Source organism: Janthinobacterium sp. LS2A (assembly GCF_036543145.1).
Classification (GTDB): domain Bacteria; phylum Pseudomonadota; class Gammaproteobacteria; order Burkholderiales; family Burkholderiaceae_D; genus Janthinobacterium; species Janthinobacterium aestuarii.
Genome location: NZ_JAZHPB010000006.1, coordinates 424,674 through 442,334 on the forward strand (window position 1 = coordinate 424,674; position 17,661 = coordinate 442,334).

Consider the following 17,661-nt stretch of genomic DNA (forward strand, 5'->3'; position numbering starts at 1 on the left):
CGCCGTGGCAAAACCCTGGCAGATCGCTCTGACCCTGGCCTGGGTGGCCTTGCTGGGATTATTTTTCGCGCAGGTGGAAATCCAGATCGAAGGGGCTGCCGGCTGGGCCGCGAACCTGCCCACCTGGCGTATCGAAAGCCATTGGCTGCTCGATATCTTCTGGGGTGGGCGGCCGATGACCGGCTACCATGCCTGGGTCTTTCCCTTCATCGCCCTGTTTTTCCATTTTCCCATGATCTTCCTGGCGCAATGGTCGCTGCGCCTCGAATGCCGCGCCATCGGCTGCATCATGCTGTTCTGGATCATCGAGGATTATCTGTGGTTCGTGCTCAACCCCGCGTATGGCGTGGCGCACTTCAATCCGGCCCATATCGCCTGGCACAAGCACTGGCTGTGGTGGGCACCGACCGACTACTGGGTATCGCTGCTGCTGGCTGGCGTACTGCTGTGGTTTTCATACAAGAGGAAGTCATGACCTTGCCGTATCTCCTGCTGTTGTCCCTGGCCCTGGCGGCCGGTTCCGCCGGCGCGCAGGCGCCCTTGCCGCCCGAGCGCAATACCGAGTGGGCCACGCCGCTGCCGCAGGTGTCGAACCTGCACCAGGTCACGCCCGTCCTGTACCGCAGCGCCAAGCTCGATAGCAGCGACGTGGCCCAGCTGCAGGCGCTGGGCGTGAAGACGGTGATCAGCCTGCGCTCCTTCCACTCCGATACGCAGGTGCTCGAAGGCAGCGGCATCCGCGCCGTGCGCATCCCCATCAATACCTGGGCCATCCGCGACAAGCACGTGGTCGAGACCATGCGCAGTATCCGCGCCGCAGAGCAGCAGGGACCCGTGCTGCTGCATTGCCTGCACGGCGCCGACCGCACGGGCATGATGGCCGCCATGTACCGCATGCTGTACCAGGGCTGGCCGCGCGAGAAGGCGATCGACGAGCTGAAAAACGGCGGTTACGGCTACCACGCCGTGTGGAAAAATATCGAAAGCTACCTCAAACGCGTCGACGTGGCGGCACTGCGCGCGCAGATCGAGCAGGAAAAACCATGAAGACCTTGCTGTTCGCCCTGGCCGCCTGCTGCGCCTGTTATCCGCTGGCCACCCTGGCGGCCGCGCCGGCGCTCGAGGTGCGCGACGTCAGCAAGGCTGGCATGCCCGGCAAGACTTTTGCCGCCGCGACCAGCATGCCGGCCAGCGTGGCCACCGTCTGCGCGGCCATCCAGGATTTCGCCGCCTATCCGCAGTTCATGCCCAACGTGGACAAGATCAAGGTGTCGGCCGCCGGCGGCGGCGCCTCGCTGGTCGACGTCACGCTCAAGCTGCCGATGGGGAAAATCAAGCAGTACCGCCTGAAGATGACGCCCAAGGTGCTCGACGCCAGCTGCAGCCTGGCCTGGAAGCTGGTACCGATGGAGGGCCTGAAGGTGGAAGACACCATCGCCGACACCAGCGGCTACTGGCAGTTGTCGCCTGATCCGTTTGACGCGGGCGGCGCCGCCGTCAAGTACCAGGTGTACACGGACCCGGGCCCGGTACCGATGGGCCTGGGCTGGATCGTCGACAGCATGAGCCGTGACAGCATCCCGAAAATGTTCGACGCCCTGCGGGCGCGGGTGGCTGCGCGCAAATAGCCGGCGTGGCGTGGCAGCCACTTCACGCTGGCGCGCCACTTCAGGCATGATGTTGTCTCATCCACACATCTGCCCGGAATCCGCATGGAACACCACAGCTTTCTCATCAACATACTGTTTTACCTGGTCGCCGCCATCATCATGGTGCCGCTGGCCAAGCGCCTGGGCATGGGCGCCGTGCTGGGTTATCTGGTGGCCGGCGTCGTCATCGGACCGTGGGGACTGGGCCTGATCAAGAATGTCGAGGTGATCCTCAGCTTTTCCGAATTCGGCGTGGTGCTGCTGCTGTTCCTGATCGGCCTGGAGCTCGAGCCGAAGCGATTGTGGCTGCTGCGCCGGCCGATTTTCGGCTGGGGCGGGGCGCAGGTGGGCGTCGTCAGCGCGGGGCTGTGCGCCGTGGCCATGGCGTTTGGCGTGGATTGGCGCACGGCGCTGGTCGGCGCGCTGGGGCTGTCGCTGTCGTCGACGGCCATCGTGCTGGCCACCCTGGGTGAGCGTAAATTAATGAGCACGCCGGCCGGTTCCGCCGGCTTTTCGATTCTGCTGTTCCAGGATATCGCCGCCATTCCCATGATCGCGCTGGTGCCGCTGCTGGGCGGCCTCGTCACGCATAGCGGCGAACCGGGCTGGCTGCGCGTGGCCAAGCTGGCCGCCGTGCTGGCGGCGCTGGTGATCGGCGGGCGCTTCCTCGTGAACCCCATCCTGCGCTTCATCGCCCGGACGGATTTGCGCGAAATCTTCACGGCCTTCTCCCTGCTGCTGGTGATCGCCATCTGCGTGCTGATGGAATCGGTGGGCCTGTCGATGGCACTGGGCACCTTCATGGCGGGCGTGCTGCTGGCCGATTCCGAATACCGGCATGAGCTGATCAGCGACCTGGAACCGTTCAAGGGACTGCTGCTGGGCCTGTTCTTCATCGCCGTGGGCATGTCCGTCGATTTCGGCGTGCTGCGCGCCCAGCCCTTGCTGATCCTGGCCCTGGTGGCGGGGCTGCTGGTGGTGAAGATCGCCTTGCTGTACCTGCTGTCGAAGTTTGTCGATATTCCCCGCGGCCAGCAGCTGTTCTTTGCGCTGCTGCTGTCGCAGGGCGGCGAATTCGCCTTCGTCGTGTTTGCCGCCGCCGAGGCCGCGCACGTGTTTGCGCCGGAGACGGCCGCGCTGCTGGTCGTGGTGGTGACCCTGTCGATGGTGGCCACGCCCTTGTTGCTGCTGGCGCATGACAAATTCGTCGCGCCGCGCCTGCAGGGCGACAAGAAGCGCCGTCCCGACGACCATATCGAGGCGCAGGACAACCCCATCGTCATCGCCGGCTTCGGCCGCTTCGGCCAGATCATCGGCCGCCTGCTGGCGGCGAACAAGATCGGCGTGACGGTGCTCGATCACGACCCGGACCAGATCGAGCTGCTGCGCAAATTCGGCTTCAAGGTGTTTTATGGCGACGCAACGCGTGTGGATTTATTGGTGGCGGCCGGCATCGAGAAGGCCAGGGCGCTGGTGATCGCCATCGACAATGTGGACGACAGTCTGGCCCTGGTCGACGCCGTGCGCCTGCGCCTGCCCGAACTGACGATACTGGCGCGCGCGCGCAACGTCACGCATTACTATGAATTGATGAAGCGGGGCGTGACCCTGATCGAGCGCGAGACGTTTGCCGCGGCCCTGCTGCTGGGCGAGCAGACCTTGCGCCAGGTGGGCTTCAGCGAGGAGCGGGCGCAGCGCGCGGCCGGCATCTTTGGCCGGCATAACCTGAAGACCTTGCTGGAAGTGGCGCCGCACTTCCAGGACCAGCAAAAAGTCATGTCCCTCACGCGCCAGGCGCGCGAGGAGCTGGAAGACATGTTCGAGAGCGATGCGGCGGCGTTTGCGGCGGCGGAAGCTGAAATTCCGGGGTCAGACCCTCAACACCGCTAACGCAGAGGCTTGCGCTAACGCGCGTGGGGGTCTGACCCCAGCCTTTGCTTTTCGGGTTACTTCCCCCGCTTCGCTTCAATCGCCTCGATCTGATCCATGATGCCGTTCATGCGCGCCACCAGCGCCTGGTACGGTTTCGGCGAGGCCAGGTCGACGCCGGCTGCCTTCACCAGCTCGTACGGGTAGGCCGAGCCGCCCGCACTGAGCATCTTCAGGTAGGCGGCCAAGGCGCCCGGTTCCTTGTCGAGGATGCGCTGCGCGAAATCCTGCGCCGCCGCGATCGAGGTGGCGTACTGGAACACATAAAAGCCGTGATAAAAATGCGGCACGTAAGCCCATTCGAGCGCGTAGGCGGGATCGATGGTCATGACGCCCTGCGCTTCGCCGTGGTAGCGCTTGAGGATGCCGGCGTAGATGGCCGTGATCTCTTCGCCCGTCAGCGATTCGCCTTTGTCTACCTTGCCGTGGATGGCCGCTTCGAATTCGGCGAACATGGCCTGGCGGAAGAAGGTGCCGCGCAGGTTTTCCAGCGCCGCGCCCAGGTACAGCAGGCGCTCGTCATCATCCTTGGCCTGCTTCAGGCGCGCGTCGAGCAGCAGTGCCTCGTTCGTTGTCGAGGCGATTTCCGCGACAAAGATGCTGTACGGCGCATAGATCGATGGCTGCGCCTTGTTGGCCAGCACCGAGTGCATGGCGTGGCCCCATTCGTGTGTCAGGGTGCTGACGGCTTCGTAGTTGTCCGTGTAATTGAGCAGCACGAACGGATGCACGTCGTACGCGTCGCCATTCATGTAGGCGCCCGCCACCTTGCGCGGGCGCGGATACACATCCATCCAGCGCGCCTCCACCGCGGCGCTCAATGCCTTGACGTAGTCGGGGCCCAGCGGCGCGGCCGAGTCGAGCATCATCTGCTTGCCTTCGGCCAGCGGGAACGTGCGGTCGCTTTTCAGCAGCGGTGCATAGATGTCGTAGTAGGCCAGGTCCTTGACGCCCAGCATACGCGCGCGCAGCTTGAAGTAGCGGTGCAAGGTGGGCAGGTTGGCGTTGGTTTGCGCGATCAGGGTCTGGTAGACGGCCGGCGGCAAATTGTCGGCGTCGAGCGCCGCGCTTTGCGAGTCGGGATAGCGGCGCACTTTTGCATACGCGGCGTCCGTCTTCAGCTGGCCGTACAGGGTCTCGCCGAACGTGCGTTCATATTCCTTCCATTTGCCGAAGAAGGCGTCGAACACCAGCTTGCGGTCGGCGCGCTGGTCGTCGCCCCGGTATTTCGTGTAGGCCGCCTGGTCGAGGCGCACTTCCTTGCCGTCCGACAGTTTCACGGTGGGCCACGGGATTTCCGCATTGGCCAGGGTGCGGTAGACGCTGGCGGCCGAGCCAGTTGCCAGGCCGAACTGCGCCACCAGCTGTTCGCCGGCCGCGTCCAGCGTATGCGGCGCGCTGCGCAGCATGTTACTCAATTGAAAGCGGTACAGCTGCAAGCCCTTGTCCTTCGCCAGCATGGCGTCGATGCGCTTGCTGCCCAGGGCGAGGATCTCCGGCTGCAAAAAGGTCGTCGCCTGGCTGAAGTCGTTACCGAGCAGGGCGGCGCGCTGGTTCAGCTGGTTGCCTTTGCTGTCGCCCGTATCCTGGTCGTAATACTGCGCCGCATAGGTGGTGAGCGTGTTGACGCGCTTGCGCGCCTCGGCGTACAAGTCCAGGCAGCTTTTCAGGCCGGCCGGCGAGGTGCTCAACTGCCCCTTGCAGGCGCCCAGCTGCTGCAGCTGGGCCGACAGTTTTTTCGCGTCGGCGTCGAACGCGGCGTCGTTTTGATACAGCGCCGTCAAATCCCAGCGGTCGGCCTGGCGGTCGATGGGCGCAGGAGCGGCAAAGGCGGTGGAGAGGGCAAAGCCGAGGGCCAGCAGGGTCAGTACGGGGCGTTTGAGCGCGGTTGTCGGCATACAGTATCCATTCATGGTCTGGTTGCAAGGGATGCCGGCACGGGCGTGGCGGCAGACAACGAGCTTACTGCAGCAGGAGGATGAAGGAAAGCATTTCGGACAAGGTGAGGCAGGCGGGGAAGGCTGGCTTCCCCGCGTACTCAATGCTTACTGCTTCTTGCCCAGCAAATCGAGCAGGATCGACGTTTCCGCCGTGATCGCCGCCTTGATGGTCGGCTGGTACTCGGGCGCCCATTGCGGCGAGTGCGGGCCGGCCAGCGGTTTGCCGCTGGCCTTGGCCGCGGCCAGCTTGGACGGCTCCACTGCGCCGATATGCAGCAGTACGGCTTTTACGCCGGCCTGGCCGTAGTTGGCGAAGTCTTCCGACGTCATCTTGGCCGGCATTTCCGTCACGTTGGCCGCGCCCAGCGATTTTTGCAGGGTAGACACCATGCGCAGGGTCAGATCCGGATCGTTGTAGACGGCGTCCGTGCCGGGGCGAATCTCCACCAGCGGCTCTTTCGGCGCGCCGGTGGCAAACGCTTCACCCTTGACTTCACGCGCGATGCTGGCCAGCACGCGCTTGCGCACGGCGTCCTTGAAGGTGCGCACCGTCAGCTGCATGGTGACCTGGTCGGGCACGATGTTGGCTTGCGTGCCGCCATGGATGCTGCCCACCGTGATGACGACGGGATCCATCGGATTGTTTTCGCGCGAGACCAGGGTTTGCAATGCCAGCACGATGCGCGCGGCCATGACGACGGGGTCGCGCGTGTCGTGCGGCGCCGCGCCGTGGCCGCCCTGGCCGTACACGGTGATGCTGATGGTGTCGGCGGCGGCGCGGAAGTAGCCGGCGTGGTAGCCCACCGTGCCCGATGGCAGCGTCGCTTCATCGTGGAAGGACAGCGCGTAGTCCGGTTTCGGGAAGCGCGTAAACAAGCCGTCCTTGAGCATGGCGGCCGCGCCCAGCAGCGGCTCTTCGGCCGGCTGGCCCACCAGCATCAGGGTGCCGCTCCAGTGCTGGCGGTTGTCGGCCATCAGCTTGGCGCTGCCATACCAGGCCGACATGTGCACGTCGTGGCCGCAGGCATGCATCACCGGCACGGTTTCGCCGGCCGCGTTCTTGGCCACTGCGCTGCTGGCAAACGGCAAGCCGGTTTTTTCCAGCACGGGCAGGGCGTCGATCTCCGTGCGCAGCATGACGACGGGGCCGGGACCGTTGCGCAGGATGGCGACGACACCCGTGCCGCCGACGCCCGTGGTCACGTCAAAACCGAGCGCCTTGACCTTCTCGGCCAGCTTCTTTGCCGTCTCGACTTCCTGGAACGCCAGTTCCGGGTGGCGGTGCAAGTCCAGGTACAGGCTTTCGACGGCCGGGTAGTTGGCTGCCAGCTGGGCCGCGATGGCGGGCGGCAAGGCCGCGCCGTGAGCGCTGGCGGCACAGGCGAGGGCGGCGGCGAAGGTGATTTGTTTCAGGGGGAATGCGGAAAATTTCATAGGTTTCTTTGAGAGACAGACGGGCGGACACGCACTGCGCGCCTGTGATTGCTGAGGAGACTTTTAACTTAACAGAAACATTTCTCAAAATCAATAAATCAGCTACATATATTTCAACAATGTATAATCTGCAAGATAAAAAATTCCATATGGAATTAAATATATCTTCGATGCACTTATTGAGAGAAAAGACACCATGGGCTTTATCGCAAATATCAAGATCGGCAAGCGCCTGAGCATCGGCTTTGTCCTGATCCTGGCAATGACCGTTCTGATTGCTACCGTAGGCGTGTGGCGCCTCAATGAAGTGGCGACGTCCACGCGCGCCATGATGGCCGAACCGCTGACCAAGGAACGCCTGATTACCGACTGGTATGGCTTGAACTTTGCCTCGATCCGCCGCACGGCCGCCATCGTCAAGAGCAGCGACCCGGCGCTGGGACCGTATTTCAAGGAAGACTCGGCCGCGTCCGTGAAGAAGGCGGCCGAATTGCTCAAGCAGATCGAGCCGCTGGTCGCGGGCGAGAAAGAAAAAGCCTTGTTCGCCAAGATCCTCGAACAGCGCAAGGTGTACAGCGCCTCGCGCGATGGCGCCGTCAAGGCCAAGGCCGATGGCGACGTGGAAGGCGCGGCGCACATCCTCGACACCGCGTTCACCCCGGCCGCCAAGGTCTACCAGGATTTGCTGCAGGAACTGGTGACCATGCAGCGCGAAAGCATCGATGCGACGGCCAAGCAGATCGACGCTTCCGCCGTGCATGACACCACCGTCATCAGCCTGCTGACCCTGTTTGCCGTGGCGTTCGGCGTGTTGTGCTCGTGGCTGCTGACGACGGGCATCACGCGTCCCCTGCGCCAGGCGCTGGCGCTGGCCGAAACGGTGGCCGCCGGCGACCTGACGCAGACCGTCGCCACGACGGCGAAGGATGAAACGGGGGCGCTGCTGACGGCCCTGGGCAATATGAACAACAATCTGGTCGGCATCGTCAGCCAGGTGCGCAGCGGCACGGACAGCATCGCCACGGCGTCGTCGGAAATCGCCGCCGGCAACCTGGACCTGTCGTCGCGCACGGAACAGCAGGCCGGTTCGCTGGAAGAAACCGCCTCCTCGATGGAAGAACTGACCAGCACCGTCAGGCAGAACGCGGACAATGCGCGCCAGGCCAACCAGCTGGCCATCGCGGCGGCCGGTATCGCCAGCCGCGGCGGCGCGGTGGTGGCCGAAGTGGTAGAGACGATGGGTTCGATCAACGAATCGTCGCGCAAGATCGTCGACATCATCAGCGTGATCGACGGCATCGCCTTCCAGACGAATATCCTGGCGCTCAACGCGGCCGTGGAAGCGGCGCGGGCCGGCGAGCAGGGCCGCGGTTTCGCCGTCGTGGCCGGCGAGGTACGCAACCTGGCGCAGCGCTCGGCGGCGGCGGCCAAGGAAATCAAGGGATTGATCGACGATTCCGTCAGCAAGGTGGGCGTGGGCGCCAAACTGGTCGACCAGGCCGGCGCGACGATGGATGAAGTGGTGTCCAGCGTCAAGCGCGTGACCGACATCATCGGCGAGATTTCCAGCGCCAGCCAGGAGCAGACGCACGGCATCGGGCAAGTCAACCAGGCGATTACCCAGATGGACCAGGTGACGCAGCAAAATGCGGCGCTGGTGGAAGAGGCGGCGGCGGCGGCCGGTTCGCTGCAGGAGCAGGCGCATGGCCTGGCGCAAGTGGTCAGCGTGTTCAAGTTGCGCGAGCAGCCAGGCTTGCTGCGCCGCCCGGCGCCACAGCCGGCAGCCGCGCGTCCTGCGCCGGCGCCGCGTGTTGCCGCGCGCAGTATTGCCGTCAAGGCGAAGCCGCCGGCTCCCGCGAAAGCGCTGGCCGGCGACGACTGGGAAGAGTTTTAAGGCAGGTTAATACAGAAACGGCGCCATCGTCATGATGGCGCCGTGCGTCAGGGTCAGCCTTGCTGCAGCGGGATCGTGCCGAACGTCGTCGGCGTCGAGCACGGCTCTTCGTCAAACGCGATGTCGCCCATCGGGTTGGCCACGCCGTCCGCCTTCAAGTCCTTGAAGCCGAACAGTTTCGGGTCCATCAAATGCGATGGCGCCACGTTCGACAGGGCCGAGAAGATGCTTTCCACGCGGCCGGGGAACTTCTTGTCCCATTCGCGCATCAAGCCCTTGATCTGCTTGCGCTGCAGGTTTTCCTGCGAACCGCACAGGTCGCACGGAATGATGGGGAAACCCTTGACTTCCGCATAGCGCTGCGTGTCTTCTTCCTTCACATACGCCATCGGGCGGATGACGATGTGCTTGCCGTCGTCCGATTGCAGCTTGGCCGGCATGCCTTTCAGTTTGCCGCCGAAGAACATATTCAGGAAGAACGTTTCCAGGATGTCGTCGCGGTGGTGGCCCAGGGCGATCTTGTTGGCGCCCAGCTCGTCGGCCACACGGTACAGGATGCCGCGGCGCAGGCGCGAGCACAGCGAACACGTCGTCTTGCCTTCCGGGATCAAACGCTTGACGATGCTGTAGGTATCCTGGTTTTCGATATGGAAAGCCACGCCCAGTTCCGTCAGGTAGGCGGGCAGGATTTCCGGCGGGAAGTTCGGCTGCTTTTGATCCAGGTTGACGGCGACGATATCGAAGTGGATCGGCGCGCGTTCGCGCAAGGTCATCAAAATGTCCAGCAGCGCATAGCTATCCTTGCCGCCCGACAGGCAGACCATCACCTTGTCGCCGTCTTCGATCATGTTGAAGTCGCCGATGGCTTGCCCCACCAGGCGGCACAGGCGCTTGTGCAGCTTGTTGTTTTCCAGGGCGATCTTTTCCGCCTTCTTGCGCGCCAGTTTCTGCGCTTCCACGTTGGCCGGAATTTCCACGGCGGTTTCCATGACTGCGGTGTCGTTCATGTTGCTCATACTTCATCCTTGATTTTGAATACTTCCACGCCCACGCCTTCGCAGTCGGGATACACGTCCGGTTTCATGCTCGACACGCGCGCGGCGCGCACGCGCGGGTGCGCCAGCATGGCGGCGAGCACGTCGTCGACCAGGCTTTCCTGCAGCTGCACGTGGCCTTGCGCCATGCGCTTGGCGATGGTTTCGCGCATGAAGTCGTAATCGACCACCTCTTCCAGTTGGTCATCCTTGGGCGTCGACAGGGCCAGGGGAATGTACAGGTCGACGTTGATGAGGACGCGCTGCTCGCCCTTTTTTTCGAAGTCGTAGACGCCGATGTTGATGAGGACTTCGTAATTGCGCAGGAACAGCCGGCGGCAATCGGCCAGGCGAGGGTGGTACAGGGCGGACGACATAGTTTTACCTTTTTGGGGATGCTGGAATGCTGGTTGTTTGGCAGGGCTGCTGATTATTTGGTCAAAAACATGACGTCGCGCGGCAAACCGATCAGATGCTGGCCGCCATCGACCAGCAGGGTCGTGCCCGTCAGCGCGCGCGCGCCGGCCACGTAACAGACGCAGTCGGCCACATCCTCGGGCGTGCTGGAGCGGCCCAGCGGCGTGTTTTCATGCGCCTTGGCAAAGTTCGCTTCCGTCTGCTCGCCGGAGACCATGGTGATGCCGGGGGCGATGCCCACCACGCGCACTTTCGGCGCCAGCGCCTGGGCCAGCATGGTGGTCGCCGACAGCAGCGCCGCCTTGGACAGGGTGTACGACAAAAAATCAGGATTGAGATTGTACAGTTTTTGATCCAGCAAGTTGATGACCACGGCTTGCCCGCCTGCCGGGGTGGCCTGGTACAGCGCTTGCGCCAGCAGGATGGGAGCGGCCAGGTTGGCGTGCATGTGGGCGTCGAGCGCGGTGAAGGAAAAATCGCCCGCATTGTCGTATTCAAACAACGATGCGTTGTTGACCACGCAAGTCACTGGCCCCAGCGCCGCCTGTGCCTGCGGCAACAGCTGGCGCACGGCCTCTTCCTGCGCCAGGTCGCAGGGGAACGCTTGCGCGCGGCGGCCCAGCGCCGTGATTTCCGCCACCAGGCTCTGCGCTTCCTCGCGCGAGTCGCGGTAATGGACGGCGATATCCCAGCCGTCGCGCGCCAGGCCCAGCGCGATGGCGCGGCCGATGCGGCGCGCCGCGCCCGTGACGAGGGCGACGCGGGGAGTGCTGTCGAAGGGCGTTGTCGTTGCTTCTGTCATGTCTTTGCTATGGTTGAGATATTCGGTGGACGCCACACTGGCGGCATGCGCCGCCGATTCGCTACAATGCGGGAATGTCTCTTCCCGCACCCGATAGCGACGCGCTGGCCGCGTCCCATGCCTTGCAGCACCAGATTGCCGCCGAAATCGCGCGCAATGACGGCGCCATTCCCTTTGTCCGCTTCATGGAGCTGGCGCTGTATGCGCCTGACCTCGGCTATTACAGCGGCGGCGCCGCCAAGCTGGGTAAAGATGGCGATTTTACAACCGCACCGGAGATTTCGCCCCTGTTCGGCGCCACCCTGGCCCATGTGGCAGCCGCTATTATGGCGCAAACGGCCCCGCGCATCCTCGAATTCGGCGCCGGCACGGGCAAGCTGGCCTTCGATATCCTGACGGAAGCGGCGCAGGCCGGCATCGCGATCGAACAGTATGCGATCGTCGAATTGTCCGGCGAATTGCGCGCGCGCCAGGAGTTGGCGCTGGCCGCCTTCCCGCAAGTGGTGTGGCTCGACGGCTTTCCCGAAAGTTTCGACGGCGCCGTGTTCGGCAATGAAGTGCTCGACGCCATGCCCGTCAACCTGATCAGCAAGACACCGGCCGGCTGGTGCGAACTCGACGTCAGCATTGCCGATGGCCAGTTCGTGTTTGTCGAGCGCCCGGCCGGCGCCGACGTGGCCGCGCAGATCGCCGCCCAGGTACCCGGCGCCGATGATTTGCCCGTTGGCTATGTCAGCGAGATTCATGGCGTCGCCTGCGGCTTCATGCGCTCGCTGGCGCAGATGCTGACGAATGGCCAGGGCGGCGCGGCCGTGCTGTTCGATTACGGTTTTCCTGCACACGAGTATTACCTGGACTTGCGCGCCACGGGCACCTTGATGTGCCATTACCGCCATCACGCCCATGCTGAACCGTTTTATCTGCCCGGCTTGCAGGACATCACGGCCCACGTGGATTTTACGGCCATGGCGGTGGCGGCGCAGGATGCGGGCCTCGACGTGCTCGCCTACATGAACCAGGCATCCTTCCTGCTGGGCTCTGGTATCGGCGACTTGCTGCTGCGCACCGATCCCGAGCAGGTCAAGACGTACTTGCCGCAGGCCAGCGCCGTACAAAAGCTGGTGTCGCCGGCCGAGATGGGAGAATTGTTCAAGGTGCTGGTGGTGGGGCATCGCGTGGAGTTGCCGGAAGCGCTGTTGTCCAGTGACCGCAGTCACCGCCTGTAAGCGCCGGCAATATCAAGGCAGGGCCGTACCGCCCTGCAATTTCCTGTCCGCCGATGATTATTATCTTGTCATATCGTATATGATGACCGACACAGCACGGTTCCATCCTGCAAGAACCCGTCGCCGCGCACCGATTTCAAGATAGAACGATGGGAAAGATACATACACACTATGACAACCTGAAAGTGGCGCGCCTGGCGCCGCAGGAAGTCATACGTGCCGCGTACAAAGCCCTCAGCCAGAAATACCATCCAGACAAGAATCCCGGCGACGAGAAGGCCGCCCGCATCATGGCGATCCTCAACAGCGCCTATGGCACCTTGTCCGATCCACAACGCCGCAAGGAACACGACGAGTGGATCGCCGCCGAGGAGTGGGAAATCGAATGGCTGGAAAGCACCCACCACGAAGAAGGCAAGACCCGCGATGGCCGCGCGAAAGGCCATGCGCAATCGCATGAGCACGCCTGGGCGCAGGATGTGCCGCCGCCAAAGGGCAAGGCGCAGCGCGGCCTGCAGCCCATCTGGCGCAACTGGCGCTGGTGGCTGAGTTTGCTTGTTTGCCTGCTGCTGGGCTGGCTGGGCGCCTTGCTGATGCTCGATACCTCGCAGCCCGTGCCTGCCGCGCTGGCCTCGGCCTGGAGCGGCCTGGCCCGCGATGGCGGCAAGGCGCACCCGGACACGGCAACGGCGGATAGCGTTGCCACGCCGCCGGCAAAAAACGAAGCCGTGGCCATCGATAGCTGGGCGGTAGGCAAGCCGTATGCGGCCGAGCCCGCGCAAGCGAAGGCGCCCGAGATCCGCGTGCTGGCCGTGGCGCAGCTGAGCCTGAAAGCCAGCCGGCCCGTCTGCGATGGTGCCAGCCAGGCCGAGTCGGCAACACTGGTGGCGCCGAATGGCGAGCCTTGGCCGGCGCGGTCCGGCTATGTCGATGGCTTCCCGATCGGTAACAAGGGCGACGAACTGAGTTTGACCATCGATAACAGCGGCAACACGGCGCCCGTCTTCGTCAAGCTGTATGACCAGGAGCGGCGCTCGAATGTGCGCTACCTGTACATCCTGGGCAATGACAAGCTGACGGTGGAGCAGCTCAGCGCGGGCAAGTACGAAGTGCGCTACCAGGCCGTCGGGCCAGGCCAGGACAACTGCGGCGGCGCCCCGCGCAGCGGCGCTTCGATACCGGCGCCAGCGCCTGCCGCGGGAGAGGGCGGTACGCAGAATCCTGTTGTAAGCAGCATCTAATCTGATTATGCTTGATATGCGTCAACGCAGCGTCCACATCGAACTTATCCCTTAGGAGTATTCATGACCGACCTCAAAGCCGATGCAGATGATAACTGGCTGCTCGACGAAGATGAGCCGGTGGCCAGTCCCTCCGGGCTGGCCGCGCCCGACCAGCGCCTGTGGCGTGTGCTGATCGTCGATGACGACGTCGATGTGCATGCGGTCACGCGGCTGGCGCTGCGCAATGTCAGTTTCAAGGGCCGCGAACTGGAACTGTTTTCCGCCTACAGCGGCCGCGAAGGATACGAGATCCTGCGCGACACGCCCGATATCGCGCTGGTACTGCTCGACGTGGTGATGGAAACGGATGACGCGGGCCTGATCCTTGCCAAGCGCATCCGCGCCGACCTGAACAACTCCATCGTGCGCGTCGTGCTGCGCACGGGCCAGCCGGGCCAGGCGCCCGAGCAGCGCGTCATCATCGAATACGATATCAACGATTACAAGGCGAAGACGGAACTGACGACGCAAAAGCTGTTTACCACCGTCATTTCGGCCCTGCGCGCCTACGAGAGCCTGATGATGCTCGAGCGCAGCCGCATCGGCCTGGGCAAGATCCTCGCCGGCGCCACCAATCTGTACCAGATCCATTCGCTGCGCGAATTCGCGTCCGGCGTGCTCAACCAGGTCAGCGCCATCCTCGACGTGGGCGCCGATGGCGTGCTGTGCCTGATGCAGGGAGGCGCCGGACGGCCCGAGGTGGTGGCAGCCACGGGCACGTATGCGGTGCTGGCCGAGTCCGAAGCGATGCCGGCGGATCACGCGCTCACGCCCACCATCGACAAGGCGTTCGCGGAAAAGCGCAGCCAGTTCGAGCATCCGGCCAATGTGCTGTTCATTCACACGGAAGGCAACCGCGAACTGGCCATCTCCGTTACGCCGCCGTGGCCGCTGGCGCAGATCCAGCGCGATCTGCTGGAAGTGTTTTGCCAGCGCATCGCCGCCGCCTTCGACAACCTGTACATGTTCGGCCAGCTGCGCAAGGCGCAGGAAGCGACCGTCGTGGCGCTGGCCGACCTGGCCGAGTTCCGCGACAGCGACACGGGCGGCCACGTGCGGCGCGTGCAGCTCTTGTCCGACGCCATCGCCCAGCGCATGCAGCAGCGCGGCGCGTATGCCGACGAGCTCAGCCCGCAGCTGCTCGACATGATCGGCCTGGCCAGCATCCTGCACGACGTGGGCAAGGTGGCCACGCCGGACGCCGTGCTATTGAAACCAGGCAAGCATACGGACGAGGAGCGCACGCAGATGCAGCTGCATGCCAGCGTCGGGCGCACCATCCTCGAGCGGGCCGCCAACATGGTCGACGGCGTCAGCTACCTGACCTATGGCGCGCAGATCGCTGGCGGCCACCACGAACACTTCGATGGCGCCGGCTACCCGAATGGCCTGAAAGGGCGCGACATCCCCGTGGCCGCGCGCATCGTTGCCGTGGTCGACGTCTTCGATGCCTTGCTGCATGAGCGGCCCTACAAGGAGCCGTGGCCGTATCCGCAGGTGCGCGAATACATCGAACAGCGCAGCGGCAGCCAGTTCGATCCGGAAGTAGTGGCGGCACTGCTGGACCTGATCGACAACGAGCCGCAACTGTGGCATCCGGAGCACGCCACGGCTTGAGCAGCAACTTCGTTGGCGCTTTTCGGCCCGCCGCCATTCCCTTGCGCGCAACGCCGTCATATACTCGGCAGCCTCATGCTGGCCGGCGCCACGCACCAGTGTGGCGCGCCGCGGAGTTTTCGGACATCACGACATGAAAGAACTCAAGGGCCTCAGCGCACTGATTATCGAACCGCATCCGGGCATGCGCGCCAGCCTGCACAATATGCTCAACCTGTGCGGCCTGGCGAAGATCGACGACGCGGCCAGCTCGGGTCAGGCGATCCGCATGCTGGGCAGCAAATCGTATGATCTGATCCTGTGCGAATACGACCTCGATGGCGGGCAGGATGGCCAGCAGATGCTGGAAGACTTGCGCCACCACAAGTTGATGCACGCATCGACCATGTTCTTCATGGTCACGGGCGAAGGCAGCTTTGCCAAGGTGGTCAGTGCCGTCGAGCTGTTGCCCACCGATTACATCCTCAAGCCATTCACCGCTGACAACATGCTCGAGCGCATCGGCCGCGCGCTGGACAAACGCAATGCCTTCGTGCCCGTGTATGAACTGATCGACGTGGGCAACGAGCGCGCGGCGATCGCCGCCTGCGCCGAGGGCGCCAGCCTGTATCCGCGCTACGCCACGGATTTCCTGCGCCTGCGCGCGGAATTGCATTTGCTGCTGGGCGAGGCGGCCGACGCCGAACCGATCTACGCAGCCTTGTACGAGAGCAAGTCCATCGGCTGGGCGCGCCTGGGACAGGCCAAGACGCAGTTTCTGTTGGGCGAATACGAAGCGGCGCAGGGCACCCTGGAGGGACTGCTGGAAAACAACAAGCGTTTTCTCGACGCCTATGACTGGCTGGCGCGCACGCACCTGGCGCAAGGCAAGCCGGAACTGGCGCAGGCGGCCCTGAGCGAAGCGGTGGCCCTGTCGCCGCACGCCGTGCGTCGCTTGCGCCGCCTGGGCGAGGCGGCCCTGGCGGCCGACGATATCGAGATGGCGGAAAAATCCCTCAAGTTAGTGGTCAGCAAGGCCAAGTATTCGGAATTCCGCGATCCGGAAGACCATGTGCGCCTGGTGCAGACCCTGGTGCGCAAGGGCGACCCGCTGCAGGCGGGCGCCGTGATCCGCGACCTCGACAAGTCAATGGGCGGGCAAAAGAATGCGGAACTGTGCAGCGCCCTGTGCAGCGCCATGCTGCATGCGCATACGGGCAACGAAGAGCGCCTGCAGCAATCGCTGGACGCGGCGCTGGCCGCCAACCGTCACAGCGTGGGCGGCTCGAACATGCTGAAAACCGAACTGGCGCGCCACTGCCTGGCGCATGGGCGCGAGGATGGCGCGGCCGAGGTGATGCGCGAAGTCATGCGCAACGCGCCCGACAGCGCCGCCATGACGCGCGCCATGGCCGTGTTCGAACAGGCGGGACGCGAAGAGCTGGCCAAGGCGCTGGCGCGGCAAAGCCGCCAGGAAGTGGCCGACATGGTGGCGGCCGGCGCCGCCCGGGCGGGAGAGGGCGATTTCCGCGGCGCCGTCGACCTGATGGGCGAGGCCGTCACGCGCCTGCCCGATAATCCGCAAGTAGTCTTCAATGCGGCCGTGGCCGTGCTGAAATGCCTGGAGCACGAGGGCTGGGATGAGCGCATGGGGCAGCAGGCGCTGACATTTATCGCCGGCGTGCGCCGTTTGGACCCGCGCAACCCCAAATTGCCCGTGCTGTCGGGGCTGCATCAGCAGTTGTTGCGTAAATATAAGCCGCTAGGCAACTCCTGGATGCATCCGCCTGACGCCAGATAAACAGGAAAATGCGGGGCGAATGACGGGAAAATGCGGCTTACAGGTAGGATGGATAAAAAAAATGCGAAAAAAGTCGACTTTTTCGCGCCAACCCTTGCACATTCTCAAATCGGGAGCTTATAATCACGCCCCGAAGCAGCCAACTTCTTCTTTATACGCAAATGCAGCAGTCAGGCATCAGTAAATAAGGTTGACAGTTGTGAGTAGATGCTTCATACTCTGCGGTTCCCGCGGAGGGGTGGCCGAGTGGTTAAAGGCGACAGACTGTAAATCTGTTCTCTATGAGTACGCTGGTTCGAATCCAGCCCCCTCCACCAAGTTTTTGCAAGGAAAACTGGGTAGTAGCAAAAAGCAAGTGAAGAAAAGTGAACGATACCTCGCGGGTGTAGCTCAATGGTAGAGCAGAAGCCTTCCAAGCTTACGACGAGGGTTCGATTCCCTTCACCCGCTCCAGTTTCCGTTCAGGTGCTTGATGCATCGCATGCAACAAATTACAGCCCTTGTAGCTCAGTGGTAGAGCACTCCCTTGGTAAGGGAGAGGCCACGTGTTCGATCCACGTCAAGGGCACCAGAATTCGCAGCAGGCAGCACAGAAGCAATTCAAACCAGACCGTCGGGCGTGTGCCTGAGCAATCTAATCAAATCATTAGGAGTTC

General features: G+C 63.5%; 14 protein-coding genes and 3 tRNA genes. 12 read left to right on the forward strand and 5 right to left on the reverse strand.

What is annotated here, in order from left to right; all coding sequences use genetic code 11:
* The first annotated feature begins 4 nt into the window (after positions 1-4).
* From V3C40_RS19470 to kefC, 4 genes are all read left to right on the forward strand, one after another.
* On the forward strand, positions 5-475 hold the full coding sequence (locus V3C40_RS19470) for a hypothetical protein (protein ID WP_230540300.1): 471 nt from the start codon (positions 5-7) through the stop codon (positions 473-475).
* Positions 472-1,047 (forward strand): dual specificity protein phosphatase family protein, encoded by a 576-nt coding sequence (locus tag V3C40_RS19475; RefSeq protein ID WP_034753105.1) that lies wholly within the window; start codon positions 472-474, stop codon positions 1,045-1,047. Before V3C40_RS19470 ends, V3C40_RS19475 begins: the two co-directional genes overlap by 4 nt.
* Positions 1,044-1,628, forward strand: coding sequence for an SRPBCC family protein (locus V3C40_RS19480; RefSeq protein ID WP_331778288.1), 585 nt, complete (start codon positions 1,044-1,046; stop codon positions 1,626-1,628). Before V3C40_RS19475 ends, V3C40_RS19480 begins: the two co-directional genes overlap by 4 nt.
* A gap of 84 nt (positions 1,629-1,712) precedes the next feature.
* A complete protein-coding gene (gene kefC / locus V3C40_RS19485) occupies positions 1,713-3,539 on the forward strand; it encodes a glutathione-regulated potassium-efflux system protein KefC (protein WP_331778289.1) in 1,827 nt (608 codons plus the stop codon).
* Between the two features lie 56 nt (positions 3,540-3,595).
* Here the strand turns inward: kefC and pepF are convergent, their stop codons facing one another.
* Both pepF and V3C40_RS19495 read right to left on the reverse strand, forming a co-directional pair.
* On the reverse strand, positions 3,596-5,476 hold the full coding sequence (gene pepF / locus V3C40_RS19490) for an oligoendopeptidase F (protein WP_331778290.1): 1,881 nt from the start codon (positions 5,474-5,476) through the stop codon (positions 3,596-3,598).
* 147 nt (positions 5,477-5,623) lie between these two features.
* Positions 5,624-6,952, reverse strand: coding sequence for an amidohydrolase (locus tag V3C40_RS19495; RefSeq protein ID WP_331778291.1), 1,329 nt, complete (start codon positions 6,950-6,952; stop codon positions 5,624-5,626).
* Positions 6,953-7,148: 196 nt separating this feature from the next.
* On the opposite strand from V3C40_RS19495, the gene V3C40_RS19500 reads away from it, so the two are divergent.
* Positions 7,149-8,846 carry a methyl-accepting chemotaxis protein gene (locus V3C40_RS19500; protein WP_331778292.1) on the forward strand — a complete coding sequence of 566 codons (1,698 nt, stop codon included), beginning with the start codon at positions 7,149-7,151 and terminating at the stop codon, positions 8,844-8,846.
* A gap of 53 nt (positions 8,847-8,899) precedes the next feature.
* Here V3C40_RS19500 and ttcA read toward each other — a convergent pair whose 3' ends face one another.
* From ttcA to V3C40_RS19515, 3 genes are read right to left on the reverse strand one after another with little or no spacing between them, the layout of a single operon-like run.
* Complete coding sequence (gene ttcA / locus V3C40_RS19505) at positions 8,900-9,853, reverse strand: tRNA 2-thiocytidine(32) synthetase TtcA (protein WP_413774559.1); 954 nt, start codon at positions 9,851-9,853, stop codon at positions 8,900-8,902.
* Positions 9,854-9,858: 5 nt separating this feature from the next.
* Positions 9,859-10,257 (reverse strand): dihydroneopterin aldolase, encoded by a 399-nt coding sequence (locus V3C40_RS19510; RefSeq protein ID WP_070304550.1) that lies wholly within the window; start codon positions 10,255-10,257, stop codon positions 9,859-9,861.
* A 53-nt stretch (positions 10,258-10,310) separates the two neighbouring features.
* Positions 10,311-11,099 (reverse strand): SDR family oxidoreductase, encoded by a 789-nt coding sequence (locus V3C40_RS19515; protein ID WP_219328474.1) that lies wholly within the window; start codon positions 11,097-11,099, stop codon positions 10,311-10,313.
* A 74-nt stretch (positions 11,100-11,173) separates the two neighbouring features.
* Between V3C40_RS19515 and V3C40_RS19520 the strand changes: the two genes are divergently transcribed.
* The 7 genes from V3C40_RS19520 to V3C40_RS19550 all read left to right on the forward strand — a co-directional run bounded on the left by V3C40_RS19520 (position 11,174) and on the right by V3C40_RS19550 (position 17,576).
* Entirely contained in the window at positions 11,174-12,325 is a 1,152-nt protein-coding gene (locus V3C40_RS19520; RefSeq protein WP_070304553.1) for a class I SAM-dependent methyltransferase, read from the forward strand.
* Between the two features lie 149 nt (positions 12,326-12,474).
* Complete coding sequence (locus tag V3C40_RS19525) at positions 12,475-13,566, forward strand: J domain-containing protein (RefSeq protein ID WP_319992113.1); 1,092 nt, start codon at positions 12,475-12,477, stop codon at positions 13,564-13,566.
* A 63-nt stretch (positions 13,567-13,629) separates the two neighbouring features.
* A complete protein-coding gene (locus V3C40_RS19530) occupies positions 13,630-15,225 on the forward strand; it encodes a DUF3369 domain-containing protein (RefSeq protein WP_070304557.1) in 1,596 nt (531 codons plus the stop codon).
* 133 nt (positions 15,226-15,358) lie between these two features.
* Entirely contained in the window at positions 15,359-17,005 is a 1,647-nt protein-coding gene (locus tag V3C40_RS19535) for a tetratricopeptide repeat-containing response regulator (protein WP_034753121.1), read from the forward strand.
* Positions 17,006-17,237: 232 nt separating this feature from the next.
* Positions 17,238-17,322 (forward strand) — tRNA-Tyr (locus tag V3C40_RS19540).
* Positions 17,323-17,384: 62 nt separating this feature from the next.
* Positions 17,385-17,458: transfer RNA gene (locus V3C40_RS19545), tRNA-Gly, on the forward strand.
* A gap of 43 nt (positions 17,459-17,501) precedes the next feature.
* Positions 17,502-17,576: transfer RNA gene (locus V3C40_RS19550), tRNA-Thr, on the forward strand.
* Positions 17,577-17,661: the final 85 nt, after the last annotated feature.

Coding starts and splice junctions, on each gene's coding strand:
- V3C40_RS19475 (WP_034753105.1), top strand. CDS start 472: ATGACCTTGCCGTATCTCCTGCTGTTGTCCCTGGCCCTGGCGGCCGGT.
- V3C40_RS19480 (WP_331778288.1), top strand. CDS start 1,044: ATGAAGACCTTGCTGTTCGCCCTGGCCGCCTGCTGCGCCTGTTATCCG.
- kefC (WP_331778289.1), top strand. CDS start 1,713: ATGGAACACCACAGCTTTCTCATCAACATACTGTTTTACCTGGTCGCC.
- pepF (WP_331778290.1), bottom strand. CDS start 5,476: ATGCCGACAACCGCGCTCAAACGCCCCGTACTGACCCTGCTGGCCCTC.
- V3C40_RS19495 (WP_331778291.1), bottom strand. CDS start 6,952: ATGAAATTTTCCGCATTCCCCCTGAAACAAATCACCTTCGCCGCCGCC.
- V3C40_RS19500 (WP_331778292.1), top strand. CDS start 7,149: ATGGGCTTTATCGCAAATATCAAGATCGGCAAGCGCCTGAGCATCGGC.
- ttcA (WP_413774559.1), bottom strand. CDS start 9,853: ATGAACGACACCGCAGTCATGGAAACCGCCGTGGAAATTCCGGCCAAC.
- V3C40_RS19510 (WP_070304550.1), bottom strand. CDS start 10,257: ATGTCGTCCGCCCTGTACCACCCTCGCCTGGCCGATTGCCGCCGGCTG.
- V3C40_RS19515 (WP_219328474.1), bottom strand. CDS start 11,099: ATGACAGAAGCAACGACAACGCCCTTCGACAGCACTCCCCGCGTCGCC.
- V3C40_RS19520 (WP_070304553.1), top strand. CDS start 11,174: ATGTCTCTTCCCGCACCCGATAGCGACGCGCTGGCCGCGTCCCATGCC.
- V3C40_RS19525 (WP_319992113.1), top strand. CDS start 12,475: ATGGGAAAGATACATACACACTATGACAACCTGAAAGTGGCGCGCCTG.
- V3C40_RS19530 (WP_070304557.1), top strand. CDS start 13,630: ATGACCGACCTCAAAGCCGATGCAGATGATAACTGGCTGCTCGACGAA.
- V3C40_RS19535 (WP_034753121.1), top strand. CDS start 15,359: ATGAAAGAACTCAAGGGCCTCAGCGCACTGATTATCGAACCGCATCCG.